Genomic DNA, 14,936 nt, shown 5'->3' with positions numbered 1-14,936 from the left:
TACCTCCTAGCCTTCGAGCCGTCACTCGAAGGGAGACTGGTCGTGGGGCGGGGCCATGCACATGAAGTCGCCGATCCGGGTGAGCCCTGTGCGGAAGTGCAAGGCGCCGGAACGGGTCGCTATGTGCTGAAGGCGCTGGACAAGTCTGATCTGGACCTGGTGATGCGGACCGGCAGGTTGGCGACTTACCAGAACCGCGAACATCTGCTGCGCGAAGGCGAGCCGGCGAACGGCATCCACGTCATTTTGAGCGGGATCGTCGAAAGCACCCATGCCGGCACGCAAGGTCGCGAGCTGATGCTGGCGACATGGGAAGCCGGCGACTTCGTCGGCGCCCCCTACATTCTCGGCAATCACCGCCATAGCTGGTCGGCGCGCGCGCTCGGCCGGGTCGAAGCTTTGCATCTCGACCAGGATGCCATCCGCCGCCTGATCGCACAGTCGCCCTCGTTCGCAGTCGCGCTGATCGAATGTCTCGGCTTCAAGGGCGAGACCTATTCGATGCTGGCGCAGACGCTGGCTGGGCAGAAGGCTGCGGAACGATTGGTGCTGCTGCTGGTGAAGCTGTGCGAGAACGCGGCGCAGGACGAGAACGGTCCGATCTCGCTCGGCCGCCTCACGCAGGCCAATCTCGCGCGCATGATCGGCGCGACGCGGCAGTCGATCAGCCTCATTCTCAACCGTCTCCAGGACGAGGGCATCATCACGACCGGCCCGACCAAGATGGTCGTGAATGATCTCTCGGCGCTGAGGAAGCAGGTCACGGACTAAAGCGCGATGATGTCGTCATCGCGCTTTAGGCTTCGATGGTGCCAATCCCATGCAGCGCTGCACTTCACCCGGTACATTGTAGGTGCGCATGATGTGGCGGCTGTCGCGCAGGCCGGACGCTTCGCGCTGCACCACGAACATCCAAAGCGCCTGGCCGGCTTCCAGCACCAGCTTGCGCCTCGCCGGTTGCATCGCGTCCGGCACTTCGGTCGCGGCGTGAGCGACGTCGAACTCGCGCAAACGCGAAAGGCTCTGTTCGAGGGCGCGGCCCATCCGCCCAAGCGCCGAGGCCTGTTCCTGGACGATCTCGTAGTGGAGGATGTCGACTGGCGGGCGAAGATCACGAGACATGGCCGCAATATAGTGTCGCCCGGCCCGCAGGCGCAACGCGCGGCTACCTCGCCTTGTACGCCGCCAGGAACATCCGCGTTGCACTCTCGACCACCGCGCTCATGCGCTGTTCCGACGGCGCGGGCTCCGCCTGAAACACGAAGGGCAGGAACAGCGAGGCCTTGCACAGTTCCATGAACTGCGAGGCGGCAAGATCGCAATCATCGATCGAAAGATCGCCCGATGCGACACGTGCCTTGAGATAAGCGGAGAGGCGGTTGATGCTCTTGTCCAGCACGCGCGCATAGTAACGCCGGCCGACATCCGGCATGCGCTCGGCGATCGCCATCACGGTGCGGATCGCCGATCCGCCGCCGGGCCGGCAGACCAGGTGAAGATAGGCGAGGCCGAACTCCTTCAGCGTGCTCTCGGCCTCGCGGTCGGGATCGAAACTGAACACGACCTGGCCGTGCTGGAGCGCCTCCTGTTCGACGATGGCTTCGAACAGCGCGCATTTGTCGGCGAAGTAGACGTAGAGTGTGCCCTTGGAGACCTGCGCGGCGCGCGCGATCTCGCCCATGCTGGCCCCGTCGAAGCCCAGATCCATGAACACCTTGCGGGCGCCGTCCAGGATCTGGCGGCGCTTGGAATTGTCCTCGTCCTGGACGATACGCAATTGTTCGCTGGCAGCTACAACCATTGGTTTAGGGTCTCGGAAGGTTTTTGGGTCGGGATTAAGCCATGAAACGCCCATAAAGGATTCGCGGCTGTAAGCTCTGTCGGGAATAATGTGTATATTGACCGAACCGTTCGGTCAATGCTATTTGAGATCCACGCGAGGAAACCGCCGCAACCGCGGCCGCCCTCGGGTTGCGCTTTTTTGGGGAGGCCGTGATGGCCATATCGAGAGATCAGACGGCTCGCGTCCTTCGCCAGGAAACGGCGGAGGACCAGACGGGCGCTGATGCTGCCTCCGAGACACCCGCACCCCCTGCCGAGCAGCTGCGCGCTCACGTGGCCGAGGAAACCAAGCGTCCGACCCGCGAGGCGCCGGAGCAGCCCGTGATCGACAAGCCGGCCGCACCTGCGCCGGACGCGCCCGCCGCCGCTGCGTCCGGTGCGCCAAAGTCCGGCAAGCGCAAATTCGTCCTGATGGGCGTCGGCCTCGTCCTCGCGCTGGCTGTTGCGGGGTATGCCGGCTATTACACTTTGGTCGGTCGCTTCTACATCTCGACCGACGACGCCTATGTGCGCGCCAACAACACCATGCTCGGCGCGCGCGTTGCCGGCCACATCTCCTCGATCCTTGCCGGCGACAACACACAGGTCCAAGCCGGCGACATCGTCCTCCGCATCGACGACGGCGACTACAGGATCGCGGTCGAGGCCGCCGCGACCAAGATCGCGACCCAGCAAGCAACCATCGATCGCATCGGCCGCCAGGTCGCAGCTCTCGACAGCCAGGTCGCCCAGGCCAAGGCGCAGCTCGTCTCCGCCGAAGCGGGCCTCAAGCGCGCCGACCTCGATTATGAGCGCCAGCAGGCGCTGAGCAGCAAGGGCTTTGCCTCGCGCGCCACCTTCGAAAGCTCGGAAGCCGGACGCGACCAGGGCGCCGCCGCGGTCAAGGCCGCGCGAGCCGCCTACGAGGTTGCCGTCAGCAATGTCGACGTCGCCAAGGCGCAGCAGGCCGAAGCGCAGGCCCAGCTCGCCGAGCTCAAGACCACGCTCGCCAAAGCCGAGCGCGACCTCGGCTTCACGGCGGTGCGCGCGCCGGTGAACGGCACGTTCTCGAACCGCCTTGTCAACACCGGCGACTTCGTCGCGGTCGGACAGCGCCTCGGCAACATCGTGCCGCTGGACGACGTCTATATCGACGCGAACTTCAAGGAGACACAGCTCAAGCGCATCCGCCCGGGACAGCCGGTGACGATCAAGGTCGATGCCTACGGCATGCGCAAGTTCTCCGGCGTCGTCGACAGCATCGCGGCGGGCGCGGGGTCGGTGTTCACGCTGCTGCCGCCCGACAACGCCACCGGCAACTTCACCAAGATCGTGCAGCGCGTGCCGGTCCGCATCCGCGTTCCCAAATCGGTGGCGAAGCAGAACCTGCTCCGCGCCGGCATGTCGGTCTACGCCACCGTCGACACCAACAAGGGCGCCGCCGACGCCGACAGCGCGGTCGACCTCGACGATCCCACCGCGGTCCATCCGCAGTAGGGATGCTATGATGTTCGAGACGAGCGCCGCTTCGCCTTTCACCTCTCCCGGAGGGAGAGGTCGGATCGCATCGGAAGATGCGATCCGGGTGAGGGGTTACGCTCTCTCGTGGAAGCTGCGGCCCCTCACCCGATTTGCTGCGCAAATCGACCTCTCCCCGATGGGGAGAGGTGGAGCGTGCCCTCTCGCGCGAGCTGAGTGAGAAAATGGCCAACGCCACCACCGCTTCACCTGCCATGATGGCGGATCCCGCTTCGGAGCGCATTGCGCCGAAGCGGCTGTTTGCGTTCATCATCATGGTGTTCGGGATGTTCATGTCGATCCTGGACATCCAGATCGTCTCGGCCTCATTGAGCGAAATCCAGGCCGGGCTGTCGGCGAGCTCCAGCGAGGTCTCCTGGGTTCAGACCGCCTATCTGATCGCCGAGGTGATCGCGATCCCGCTGTCGGGATTCCTGTCGCGCGCCTTCGGCACGCGGCTGTTGTTCGCGATCTCGGCGGCCGGCTTCACCTTCGCGAGCCTGCTCTGCGGCTTCGCCACGACGATCGAGGAGATGATCCTCTGGCGCGCGCTGCAGGGCTTTCTCGGCGCCGGCATGATCCCGACCGTGTTCGCTTCGGCCTACACCGTCTTCCCGCGCACGAAATTCCACATCGTCGGTCCCATCATCGGCCTCGTCGCAACCTTGGCTCCGACCATCGGACCGACGGTCGGCGGCTACATCACCGACGCGATGTCGTGGAACTGGCTGTTCTTCATCAACGTCGTGCCCGGCATCGGCATCACAGTGGGCGTGCTGGCGCTGGTCGATTTCGACGAGCCGCATTTCGAGCTGCTCGATCGCTTCGACTGGTGGGGCTTGTTGTTCATGGCCAGCTTCCTCGGCACGCTGGAATATGTGCTGGAAGAGGGCCCGCAATATCAATGGATGCAGGACACGTCGGTCGCGATCTGCGCCTGGATCTGCGCGATCTCGGCCATCGCCTTCTTCTGGCGCGTGTTCACGGCGGCCGAGCCGATCGTCAATCTGCGCACCTTCTCCGACCGCAATTTCGCCGTCGGATGCACGCTGCAATTCTGCATCGGCATCGGTCTCTACGGCCTGACCTACATTTATCCGCGCTATCTCGCCGAAGTGCGCGGCTACAGCGCGCTGATGATCGGCGACACCATGTTCGTCTCCGGCATCACCATGTTCCTGGTCGCACCGCTGGTCGGCCGGCTCATGGCCAAGCTCGACATGCGCTACATGATCGCGTTCGGCCTCGTCGTGTTCGCGATCGGCTCCTACCAGATGACCTGGATCACCCGCGAATACGATTTCTACGAGCTGCTGGTGCCGCAGATCCTGCGCGGCATCGGCATGATGTTCGCGATGGTCCCGACCAACAACGTCGCGCTCGGCACGCTGCCACCTGACAAGGTGAAGAACGCGAGCGGCCTGTTCAACCTGATGCGCAATCTCGGCGGCGCGCTCGGCCTCGCCGTCATCAACACCGTGCTCAACGACCGCACCGACCTGCATATCACCCGTCTGCAGGAGCGCGTGACCTGGGGCAACACGACCGCGACCGAAACCCTGAGCATGTTCATGCAGAAATTTCAGGGACTTGGCGATTCCACGCTGATGGCCATGAAGCAGCTTTCCCAGCTGGTTCATCGCCAGGCCGTGGTGATGAGCTTTGGCGATGCCTTCTTCATCCTGTCGCTGTTCTATCTCGCCCTCAGTTTCCTGGTGGTGCTGCTGAAGAGACCGCCGTCGCCGTTCGGCGCCGGCGGCGACGGGCACTAATTTGCAACACTCGTGCGTGATCTCGCGCGAGCCCCGTTGCAATCGGCTGGCGACACATCTATAAAGCGCGCCTCATTCATTCGAACCGGGGAGAGATTTGCATGATTTCGTCGCAATCGCAGATCGTACGCCCGCGCTCGATGATCACCTCGATGACGTTCTGGTTCGGTATGTACGCGGCCTGTTAGAGGCCTCTTCCGCCAGCTTCGATTGGGCCAAGGTTTTGGCCGAGCGTCCCGATCGCTTCGTTTCCCAAGTCAAAATCAATCTTACGTGACGCCGTTGCGGCCTTCGGGCCGACTTGCGTCCATCGATGGAGCCGGCCCGCGCGAAGCGGCCGGATGATGCCATGACCGCTCTGTCCAAGAAGCCTGCGGCGATTCGCGTCGTGCTTCCCTTCGTGTTCAAACATTGGCTGAAGCAGCCGGGGCGCGGCCTCGTCGTGGCCGGCGGCCTGCTCGGCGCAACCGCCGCCGATTTGTTCATGCCGGTCTTCTCCGGACACCTGATCGATGCGCTGACCCGCGGTCCGTCCGACCCCGATGCGCGGCACGCGGCGCTGGTCGCGTTCGGCGCCATCGTGGCGCTGGGCGCGGCCTCGATGGTGCTGCGGCTCGCGGGATTGCAGGCGATCGTGCCGTTCACGCTGCAGATCATGTCCGAGGTCGCGCAGGAGGCGTTCACGCGCGTGCAGCGCTTCTCGACCGACTGGCACGCGAACTCCTTCGCCGGCTCCACGGTTCGGAAGATCACCCGCGGCATGTGGGCGCTCGACCTGCTCAACGACACGCTGCTGCTCGCGCTATTGCCCTCGTTCGTCGTTCTGATCGGCTCGATGATCCTGCTCGGCCTGCACTGGGCCTCGCTCGGCGCGGTGATCGCGCTCGGCGCGCTGGTCTATGTCACGATGACGGTGCTGTTCTCGACCCGCTACGTCGCGCCGGCCGCGCGCGTCTCCAATGCCTGGGACACCAAGGTGGGCGGCACGCTGGCGGATGCGCTGACCTGCAACGCCGTGGTGAAATCCTTCGGCGCGGAACTGCGCGAGGACGCGCGGCTCGCCCGCGTCGTCAACCGCTGGGGCGTGCGCGTGCGGCGGACCTGGTTTCGCTACAACTACACCGCCATGGCGCAGCTCACGCTGCTGCTGGGCTTGCGCGCCTCGGTGATCGGCGGCTCCGTTTTGCTGTGGGTCTCCGGCTACGCCTCGCCCGGCGATGTCACCTATGTGCTGACGAGCTACTACGTGATCCACGCCTATTTGCGCGACGTCGGCATGCACATCAACAACCTCCAGCGCTCGGTCAACGACATGGAGGAGCTGGTGGCGATCCACGACGAGCCGATCGGCATCGCCGATGCGGCCAATGCGCAGCCGATCGCGATCGAAGGCGGCGAGATCGTGTTCGATGACGTCACGTTCCATTATGGCGGCCATCGTGCGCCGCTCTATGACGGGCTGTCGCTGACGATCCGCGCCGGCGAGCGGGTCGGCCTCGTCGGCCGCTCCGGCTCCGGCAAGACCACCTTCGTCAAGCTGGTGCAGCGGCTCTATGACGTCACCGGCGGCCGCGTGCTGATCGACGGGCAGGACATCGCGCTGGCCACGCAGCAATCGCTGCGCAGCCAGATCGCGATCGTGCAGCAGGAGCCGATCCTGTTTCACCGTACGCTCGCCGAGAACATCGCCTATGGCCGGCCCGGCGCCAGCTTGGAGGCGATCGAGCAGGCGGCGCGGCTTGCCAATGCGCACGACTTCATCCTGCGCCTGCCGAAGGGTTACGGCACCCTGGTCGGTGAGCGGGGCGTGAAATTGTCGGGCGGCGAGCGGCAGCGCGTGGCGCTGGCGCGCGCCTTCCTGGCGGATGCTCCGGTGCTGATCCTGGACGAGGCGACCTCGAGTCTCGATTCGGAATCGGAGGCGCTGATCCAGGAGGCGATGGAGCGGCTGATGAAGGGACGCACCTCCATCGTGATCGCGCACCGGCTGTCGACGGTGAAGAGCCTCGATCGCATCCTGGTGTTCGACCGCGGCGAGATCGTCGAGCAGGGCACGCACGCTCTGCTCGCGGCCAAGCCCGGCGGCATCTATCGCAGCCTGTTCGAGCGCCAGGTGGTGGAGCTCGGAGAGATCGCAGCAGCGGAATGACGCGCGTGGCCGGTGGACGAATGCCGGCCACGTCGCGTGGGGATGGAACGACATGAAAGACCTGACACACGGCTCTATCGTGAGACACATCCTGGCCATGGCGCCGCCGATCATGGTCGGCATGATCTCGATCATGATCTGCCAGCTGGTCGATCTGTATTTCGTATCTAGCCTCGGCGATGCGGCGGTTGCCGGCGTCGCCGCGGCCGGCAATGCCGGCTTTCTCGTCAATGCCTTGATGCAGGTGCTCGGCGTCGGCGCGGTGGCGCTGATCGCGCATGCCGTGGGACGCAAGGACCGGGCGGATGCGAACCTGATCTTCAACCAGGCGGTCGTGCTGTCGGTGCTGGCCGGCCTCTTGACTCTCGTGATCGGCGCAGCACTGTCGCGCCCTTACATGCGTTCGGTCGCGGCCGACCAGGCCACGGTCGAGGCGGGGACCACCTACCTGTTGTGGTTCATGCCGGCGCTCGCGCTGGAATTCGCCATGCAGGTGCTGGCTTCGGCGCTGCGCGCGACCGGGATCGTGCGTCCCGCGATGGTCGTGCGCGCGCTCGCGGTCGCGATCAATATCGCATTGGCGCCGGTGCTGATCTCGGGCTGGGGCACGGGCTGCGCACTCGGTGTCGCCGGCGCGGGGCTGGCGAGCTCGATCGCAGTCGCCGTCGGCGTGCTGATGCTGCTGGCCTATTTCCGCAAGGTCGAGCGCTACGTCGCCTTCAACGCGGCGCAGTGGCGTCCGCAGCCGCGGCACCTGATGCGCATCCTGAATGTCGGCCTGCCGGCCGGCGGCGAGTTCGCGATGATGTTCATCTTCATGGCGGTGGTCTATTACGTGCTGCGCGACTTCGGCGCGGCGGCGCAGGCGGGCTTCGGCATCGGGCAGCGCGTGCTCGGCCTAATTCAGATGCCGGCGCTCGCGATTGCGCTGGCGGCCGCGCCCATCGCCGGCCAGAACGTCGGTGCCGGCAACGGCGCGCGGGTGCGGGAAACCTTTGTCAAGACGGCGCTGATCACCACCGTCGTGGCGGTCGGCTTCATGATCCTCGCGCAGCTGAAGCCGGAGCTGCTGCTGGCCGGGTTTTCCAACGACCGGGAGACGATGGCGATCGCCTTCCTGTTCCTGCGGATCATCTCGCTCAACATGGTGGCGCAGGGCCTCATCTTCACCTGCTCCAGCATGTTCCAGGGCCTCGGCAACACCAGGCCTGTGCTGGTGAGCTCGGTGACGCGCGTGTTCACCTATTCGCTGCCGGTGCTCTGGCTGTCGACGCGGCCGGGTTTCCGCATCGAGCATGTCTGGTATCTCTCGATCGCGGCGACGACGCTGCAGGCCGCAATGAGCCTGTGGCTCATGCGCCGCGAGTTCGGCAAGCGCTTCGCGTCGCAGGACGAGGCCGCGAAGGCAGTGGAAGCCGAGCCGGTCGCGCCTCTGGCCCGTGCTCCCGCGTAGCGAAAGTGACATCCCTCCCACGGCTCCCGCCAGCTTGCGGCGCCGTGGGGCTAATGCGCGCCAAGGCTGTTCCAGACGAGCGTGAGGCCCGACAGAAACAAGAGGCCGAGCACGACATCGCCGAAATGCTTGTCGTTCAGCGCGTGATAGACGCGCGCGCCCGCCCATGCGCCGATCAAGGTGCCCGGAAAGGCGACCAGCGCGAGCCAGACCACTTTGAGCTCGACGAGACCCGATGCGGTCTGCAGCAGCAGTGCGGTGGCGAGCACCGTGAAGTTAAAGAGCTGGAAGATGCCGCGCCGCTCGTGCTTGTTCCAGCCGCGGATATTGGCCCACAGGATCGGCAGCGGTCCCGAGAGCCCAGCGAGGCCACCAAGAATGCCGCCGGCAAAGCCGACCGCGCCGTCGGCAATCCGGCCGCCGGATTTGATCGCGAGCGACCTCTTGTTCAGATAGAGCGCCGTAGAGAAAATCAGGATCAGCACACCGACGCTCAGCTTGAACACTTTTGGATCGGCCGAGGCCACCATCATGGTGCCGAGCGGGACGCCGAGCAGGCCGCCGATCAGGAACGGCCAGACCAGCGAGAGGTTGAAGCTCTTCCACATCGAGGGCAGCGTCGAGGTCTGCGCGATCACCGAGCAGATCAGCACCAAGGGGACCGCGAGCGAGGGCGGCAGCACATAGAGCCAGATGCCGAGCGCCATCAGCGCCGTGCCGAAACCGGCCAGTCCCGAGACGAAGCCGCCGGCGAGCGCGCCGAGCAGCAGCAGGACGTAGGTGAGCGTTTCCAACAGACTGTCCTTGTCGCCAGGGGCGATCCCGAGCTGATCGCCACGGCTCGCATAACATGCCTGCCGGCATGCAGGTCAATCCGTGCCGCATGCAAGCGTGATCTGCGGCGCTCCATCGCCGTCATCGTCGATGATCTAGACGATCTGCCTGGTGTCGGCAGGCTTCTGCAGCGCGCCGACCAGGATGCGCAGCGCCTCCGTCAATTCCGATCTGTTTCGGGCCGCGCCCAGCGAGACGCGCGCCGCATGCGGCGGTGCCCCGTCGACGGTGAAGGCATCGCCGGCGACGACCGCAAGCCCGTTCCGCAGAAGATGTGCGGCGAGATCGGGTCGCTCTTCCGGCAGTCGCAGCCAGAGATGATGCGCCGCGGGCCTGGCCAGGAACTGAAAACCTTTCAGCGCGCGTTGCGCGAGCTGCTGGCGCCCGACTGCCTCGCTTCGGATGGCGCTGATGATGCGATCGGCAATGCCGCCTTCGATCCAATGCGTCACCAGCGCGACCATCAGGGGCGCCGGCATCTGCACGGTCGCCTGCAGGGAGGTGCGCATGTCCCGCTGCGCGCCACTGTCGGGCGTCACCAGATAGGCAACGCGCAGCGCCGGCGCGATGCTTTTTGACAGCGTGGTCGCAAGATATGTCCGCTCCGGAATGAGGTTCGCGATCGGCGAGGCCGCGCGGTCGAGCAGCCCGTAGGCGTCGTCCTCGATCAGGATGGTGCCGGCATCGTGGATGATCTTCGCGATCGCGCCGCGCCGCTCGGCGGAAAGCGTCGCCGTGGTCGGATTGTGCAGCGTCGGAATGAGATAGACGGCTTTCGGCTTGTGCACGCGGCACGCCTTTGCCAGCGCATCCGGCAGGATGCCGTCCTCATCCATGGGGACACCGACGAGCTTGACGCCGAGCCGGGCCGCGGCGGCCTTGATGCCGGGGAAGGTGAGGGCTTCGGTCAGCACGGTGTCGCCGGGCCGCGCAACATGGGCGAGCAGGTTGAAGAGGATCGTCTGTGCGCCGGGAAAGATCACCAGCCTATCGGCCTGCGCATGCGCGACGCGGGCGCGCATCCAGCGCGCCGCGACCTCGCGCTCATGCGCGCTGCCGCCGGGCGGCTGGTAGTTGAGATACGCCGTCAGGCCCGATTGCGCGCGGAGGGCTTCCAGCCCGGCGATGATGCGCTCGTCGAGCTGCGCCTCCAGCGGGTGCGGCGGCACATTCATCGACAGGTCGATCGCGACCGGGTGCGGCAGGTCGACCGCGCGCCGCGCGCTGGTCTCCGACACGAACGAGCCCTGTCCGACGCGAGCTTCCATGATGCCGCGGCGCCGCGCCTCGGTGTAGGCGCGCGTCACCGTGGTGAGGTCGATGCCGAGTGCTTTTGCCAGCGCACGCTGCGTCGGCAGCTGTTGACCGCGCACCAGCCTGCCGGCGGCAATGTCGGCCTCCATGGCCTCGACGATCCGCTGATAGCGCGGGCCCGAAAGCTCCGAGATTGTAGGGATCCATTCCATGCAATTTGGGCCCATAACCTTTGAATGTATGGATGCAAGATATTATTGTATGGATCGTCGAAAAGGAAGAGGTGTGGGCATGTCTGTCTCTCTGGCGACGGTCTCTCTGGCCAAGGCGATGTGGCGCGGTTTCAGCGGCAAATGTCCGCATTGCGGGGAAGGGCACATGTTCGGCCGCTTCCTGAAGGTGGCGGAGGCTTGCGACCATTGCGGCGAGGAGCTGTTCCACCAGCGCGCCGACGACTTTCCCGCCTATCTCGTGATGGTCGTGGTCGGTCATCTCGTGGTGCCGGCGATCCTCGCGGTCGAGACCGCCTACGCGCCGCCGGAATGGCTGCAGCTCGCGGTGTGGCTGCCGGTGACGCTGTTCGCATCGCTCGCGCTGCTGCAACCGACCAAGGGCGCCATCGTCGGCCTGCAATGGCAGCTCGGCATGCACGGTTTCGAGGCGGGCAAGCTGCGGCGCGAAGCCGGCGAGCTTGCGCCGGTGCTGGTGAAGGACACGCGCGCCGCGTAAGCGGCGTTTACATCGCGCGGCCGGCCGCTACACTCCATCGTAGAAACAAGAACGATGGAAACGCCGATGGCCGCACGCGAGAAGACCTTCCTGCTCTGTCATGGCGCATGGTCCGGCGGATGGGCCTGGAAGAAGATGCACCCGCTGATGGCGCAGGCCGGCCACCGCCTGGTGGCGCCGACCTACACCGGGCTCGGCGAGCGCGCGCATCTGGCGAATCCTTCGGTCGATCTCGACTCGCATCTCCAGGATATCCTCAACGTCATCGCTTTCGAGGATCTCAACGACATCGTGCTGCTCGGCCACAGCTACGGCGGCATGGTCGCGACCGGCGTCGCCGACCGCGCGCGCGAGCGCGTGACGCAGCTGATCTATCTCGATGCCTTCGTGCCGCGTGACGGCCAGTCGCTGTTCGACCTCAACGAGGGCGGACGCGAGCCGATGCGCAAGGCAGTCAGCTCGGGCGACGGCTATCGCATCCCGCCGAACCCGCCGCCGCCGGATACCGCGCAGGCCGATCTCGACTGGCTCAATGCGCGGCGCGTCCCGATGCCGATCAAGTGCTTCGAGACGCGCTTGAGGCTCGAGCACGGCGAGCCGGCGATGCCGCGCAGCTACATCTATTGCACGCGCCTTCCGCCCGGCGACGTGTTCGGGCAGTTCGCCCAGCGCACGAAGAGCGAGGAGGGCTGGCGCTATGTCGAGCTCGACGCCAGTCACGCGCCGAATGTGACGGCGCCGGAGGCGTTGATGAAGGTGTTGAACGAGATCGTCGCGTAGCTCACAGCCGTCATTCCGGCTCGCGAAGCGAGAGCCCGGAATCCATCAGGCAGCGGAGTCGGTGGATGAATGGATTCCGGGTTCGTGCTGCGCACGCCCCAGAATGACAGCAGCCCAAATTGGTGAGGGGTCCGATGCGCTAGCATCGAACCCCTCGTTGCTTCCTTAGCAAGACGCGTTTTCTTCACGCGAACCGGAAACCCACTTCGCTCGAAAACGCTTTAGAGCATCAGCCGGCCTGTAAGCCGGGTTCTGTAGGGCACCGTCCACTTGCGCGAACGATACGTGACGGCCATTCCTCTGGGACCATGTTTGCACACGGCCTCGAGCAACCTACCCGGACGGCGGGCCTGACATCGCCCCGCGGTGTTATCGCTTTCGCGAACAGCCCGCTTAAGCCGTCCCTATTCGGTTTTGCTCCCGGTGGGGTTTGCCCTGCCGGCTCCGTTGCCGGAACCGCGGTGCGCTCTTACCGCACCTTTTCACCCTTACTTCCTCCGAGGAGGGAGCGGTTCGTTCTCTGTGGCACTTTCCCTGGGGTCACCCCCGCCGGACGTTATCCGGCACCGCATGTCAAGGGAGCCCGGACTTTCCTCCCCGGCGGCCTTTCGGCACCTGCCGGAGCGGCCGTCCGGCCGACTGACGGCTTAGGCATGGGCATTTGTGACGGTTTCGTCAAGCCGATATCGCGAGGCACGCTCGGCCAGAAATAATTTATCGTGAAGATGTCGTTTGGCGCGCAACCCGTTCGACTGGATGCCGGCAACACAGCCGAACAACAGGAGTGAAGCGATGCAATACCTGCTGATGATCTACCAGAACGAGGTCGAGTACGCGAAGAACGACGCGGCGACCAGCCAGAAGATGCTGGCCGAATACCAGACCTTCACGCAAGCCATCATCCAGAGCGGCAATTTCAAGGCCGGCGACCGCCTGCAGCCGACCATGACCGCAACGACCGTGCGTGTGCGCGAGGGCAAGACGCTGACGACCGATGGTCCGTTCGCGGAAACCCGCGAGCAGCTCGGTGGCTATTACCTGATCGAAGCCAAGGATCTCAACGCCGCCATCGAGATCGCGGCGCGGATTCCCAGCGCACGCATCGGCTCGATCGAGGTGCGGCCGATCTGGGTGTACGAGAAGTGACGGCTCTCACCTTCGTCATTCCGGGATGCGCCGCAAGGCGCAGGCCCGGAATCCATATCCCCGAATCGTGGTTATGGATTCCGGGCTCGCGGCTTTGCCGCGCCCCGGAATGACGAGAGGGGAGTGATCGCGTGACATGACCCCTGGCGAGATCGACAAAATCTTCCGCGACGAGGCGGGGCGGACGCTGGCCACGCTGATCCGTCTCGTCGGGGATTTCGATCTCGCCGAGGACGCGCTTCAGGATGCGTTTGCGGTCGCGCTGGAACGCTGGGCGTGTGAGGTCCCTGACAATCGGCGCGCCTGGCTCGTCAACGTCGCCAAGCACAAGGCGATCGATCGCATCCGCCGTCAGGCTGTGTTCCGCGGCAAGCAGCAGGCGCTGGTGCATGAGCTCGAGCTCAACGCGCTCGGCCCCGATGAGCCGACCGCAACGCTCGACGACGACATGCTGCGGCTGATCTTCACCTGCTGCCATCCTGCGTTCGCGGCCGAGGTGCAGGTCGCGCTGACGCTGCGCACCGTATGCGGGCTGTCGACGGCGCAGGTGGCGCGCGCTTTTCTCGTCGGCGAGGAGGCGATGGCGCAGCGGCTCGTCCGCGCCAAGCAGAAGATCAGGCTTGCCGGCATCCCCTATGAGGTGCCGGAGCGCGAGATGCTTGCGCCGCGGCTCGATGGCGTGCTCGCCGTGATCTATCTCGTCTTCACCGAAGGCTATGTCGCGACCGAGGGCGCGGACCTGATGCGGCCTGATCTGGCGACCGAGGCCATCCGGCTTGGCCGCCTGCTGAACCGGCTGATGCCCGATCGCGCCGGCATCAAGGGCCTGCTGGCCCTGATGCTGCTGCACGACGCGCGCCGCGCCGGGCGACAGACGCCCGCCGGCGACATCGTCCTGCTCGAAGAGCAGGACCGCTCGCTGTGGGACCGCGCGCAGATCGAGGAGGGCCTACGTCTGGTGGAGGATGCGTTGCGCGTGCCGGGCCGCCCGCAGCCCTATGCGGTGCAAGCGGCGATCGCAGCGCTGCATGCGCGTGCGCCGAGCTTCGAAGCCACCGACTGGCCGCAGATCGCAGGTTTGTACGAGGTGCTGCTGCGCATCAATCCGTCACCGGTGATCGAACTCAACCACGCCGCGGCGCTGTCGATGGTCGATGGGCCGGCGCGTGCGCTCGATCTCGTCGTTGCGATCGCCGCGCGCGGCGGGCTTCGCGGCTATGAGCTGCTGCCCGCCGTGCGCGCGGATTTGTTGCGGCGGCTCGGCAGGACGAAGGAGGCACGCGAGGCCTATCGTGCGGCGACCGAAGCGACGCAGCTCGAGCCGTTGCGGAGGCTCTATGCGCGACGGATGAGGGAGATGGAATAGGGGCCTCACATGCCGTCATTGCGAGCGCAGCGAAGCAATCCAGGCTATCACCGCGGAGACAGTCTGGGTTGCTTCGTCGCAAGAGCTCCTCGCAATGACGGCGTGTGCGGCTAC

At 65.5% G+C, this 14,936-nt stretch carries 14 protein-coding genes and 1 other RNA gene; 10 read left to right on the top strand and 5 right to left on the bottom strand.

The window, feature by feature from the left end; genetic code table 11:
• The first annotated feature begins 42 nt into the window (after positions 1 to 42).
• On the top strand, positions 43 to 771 hold the full coding sequence (locus ACNJYA_RS28820) for a Crp/Fnr family transcriptional regulator (protein WP_172787224.1): 729 nt from the start codon (positions 43 to 45) through the stop codon (positions 769 to 771).
• A 15-nt stretch (positions 772 to 786) separates the two neighbouring features.
• Here ACNJYA_RS28820 and ACNJYA_RS28815 read toward each other — a convergent pair whose 3' ends face one another.
• A complete protein-coding gene (locus ACNJYA_RS28815) occupies positions 787 to 1,122 on the bottom strand; it encodes a DUF6665 family protein (RefSeq protein WP_212254904.1) in 336 nt (111 codons plus the stop codon).
• Between the two features lie 43 nt (positions 1,123 to 1,165).
• The gene (locus ACNJYA_RS28810; RefSeq protein ID WP_172787226.1) at positions 1,166 to 1,801 is read right to left on the bottom strand and encodes a TetR/AcrR family transcriptional regulator; all 636 of its coding nucleotides are present in this window, start codon (positions 1,799 to 1,801) and stop codon (positions 1,166 to 1,168) included.
• A 194-nt stretch (positions 1,802 to 1,995) separates the two neighbouring features.
• Here ACNJYA_RS28810 and ACNJYA_RS28805 point away from each other — a divergent pair, with 194 nt between their 5' ends.
• The 5 genes from ACNJYA_RS28805 to ACNJYA_RS28785 all read left to right on the top strand — a co-directional run bounded on the left by ACNJYA_RS28805 (position 1,996) and on the right by ACNJYA_RS28785 (position 8,713).
• On the top strand, positions 1,996 to 3,318 hold the full coding sequence (locus tag ACNJYA_RS28805) for an HlyD family secretion protein (protein ID WP_172787227.1): 1,323 nt from the start codon (positions 1,996 to 1,998) through the stop codon (positions 3,316 to 3,318).
• A 206-nt stretch (positions 3,319 to 3,524) separates the two neighbouring features.
• Positions 3,525 to 5,111, top strand: a complete 1,587-nt coding sequence (locus tag ACNJYA_RS28800; RefSeq protein ID WP_172787228.1) for a DHA2 family efflux MFS transporter permease subunit — start codon at positions 3,525 to 3,527, stop codon at positions 5,109 to 5,111.
• 97 nt (positions 5,112 to 5,208) lie between these two features.
• Positions 5,209 to 5,388, top strand: coding sequence for a hypothetical protein (locus ACNJYA_RS28795; protein ID WP_439401108.1), 180 nt, complete (start codon positions 5,209 to 5,211; stop codon positions 5,386 to 5,388).
• Between the two features lie 72 nt (positions 5,389 to 5,460).
• Positions 5,461 to 7,260 (top strand): ABC transporter ATP-binding protein, encoded by a 1,800-nt coding sequence (locus ACNJYA_RS28790; RefSeq protein ID WP_439401106.1) that lies wholly within the window; start codon positions 5,461 to 5,463, stop codon positions 7,258 to 7,260.
• 52 nt (positions 7,261 to 7,312) lie between these two features.
• Positions 7,313 to 8,713, top strand: coding sequence for an MATE family efflux transporter (locus tag ACNJYA_RS28785; protein ID WP_439401105.1), 1,401 nt, complete (start codon positions 7,313 to 7,315; stop codon positions 8,711 to 8,713).
• 50 nt (positions 8,714 to 8,763) lie between these two features.
• On the opposite strand, the gene ACNJYA_RS28780 is transcribed toward ACNJYA_RS28785, so the two are convergent.
• Entirely contained in the window at positions 8,764 to 9,507 is a 744-nt protein-coding gene (locus tag ACNJYA_RS28780) for a sulfite exporter TauE/SafE family protein (protein ID WP_439364029.1), read from the bottom strand.
• 135 nt (positions 9,508 to 9,642) lie between these two features.
• A complete protein-coding gene (locus ACNJYA_RS28775) occupies positions 9,643 to 11,013 on the bottom strand; it encodes a PLP-dependent aminotransferase family protein (RefSeq protein ID WP_439401104.1) in 1,371 nt (456 codons plus the stop codon).
• A gap of 79 nt (positions 11,014 to 11,092) precedes the next feature.
• On the opposite strand from ACNJYA_RS28775, the gene ACNJYA_RS28770 reads away from it, so the two are divergent.
• Both ACNJYA_RS28770 and ACNJYA_RS28765 read left to right on the top strand, forming a co-directional pair.
• Positions 11,093 to 11,530, top strand: a complete 438-nt coding sequence (locus tag ACNJYA_RS28770) for a DUF983 domain-containing protein (protein WP_373569521.1) — start codon at positions 11,093 to 11,095, stop codon at positions 11,528 to 11,530.
• A gap of 66 nt (positions 11,531 to 11,596) precedes the next feature.
• A complete protein-coding gene (locus tag ACNJYA_RS28765; protein WP_439401103.1) occupies positions 11,597 to 12,310 on the top strand; it encodes an alpha/beta fold hydrolase in 714 nt (237 codons plus the stop codon).
• Positions 12,311 to 12,535: 225 nt separating this feature from the next.
• On the opposite strand, the gene rnpB is transcribed toward ACNJYA_RS28765, so the two are convergent.
• An RNA gene (gene rnpB, locus ACNJYA_RS28760) (RNase P RNA component class A) lies at positions 12,536 to 12,953 on the bottom strand.
• Between the two features lie 149 nt (positions 12,954 to 13,102).
• Here rnpB and ACNJYA_RS28755 point away from each other — a divergent pair.
• Both ACNJYA_RS28755 and ACNJYA_RS28750 read left to right on the top strand, forming a co-directional pair.
• On the top strand, positions 13,103 to 13,456 hold the full coding sequence (locus tag ACNJYA_RS28755) for a YciI family protein (RefSeq protein WP_439364025.1): 354 nt from the start codon (positions 13,103 to 13,105) through the stop codon (positions 13,454 to 13,456).
• A 136-nt stretch (positions 13,457 to 13,592) separates the two neighbouring features.
• Positions 13,593 to 14,822, top strand: coding sequence for an RNA polymerase sigma factor (locus ACNJYA_RS28750; protein ID WP_439401102.1), 1,230 nt, complete (start codon positions 13,593 to 13,595; stop codon positions 14,820 to 14,822).
• Positions 14,823 to 14,936 lie beyond the last annotated feature (114 nt).

Origin of the sequence: Bradyrhizobium sp. BLXBL-01, assembly GCF_051853025.1 — a bacterium.
Classification (GTDB): domain Bacteria; phylum Pseudomonadota; class Alphaproteobacteria; order Rhizobiales; family Xanthobacteraceae; genus Bradyrhizobium.
This window is presented reverse-complemented; position numbering and strand designations above follow the sequence as displayed.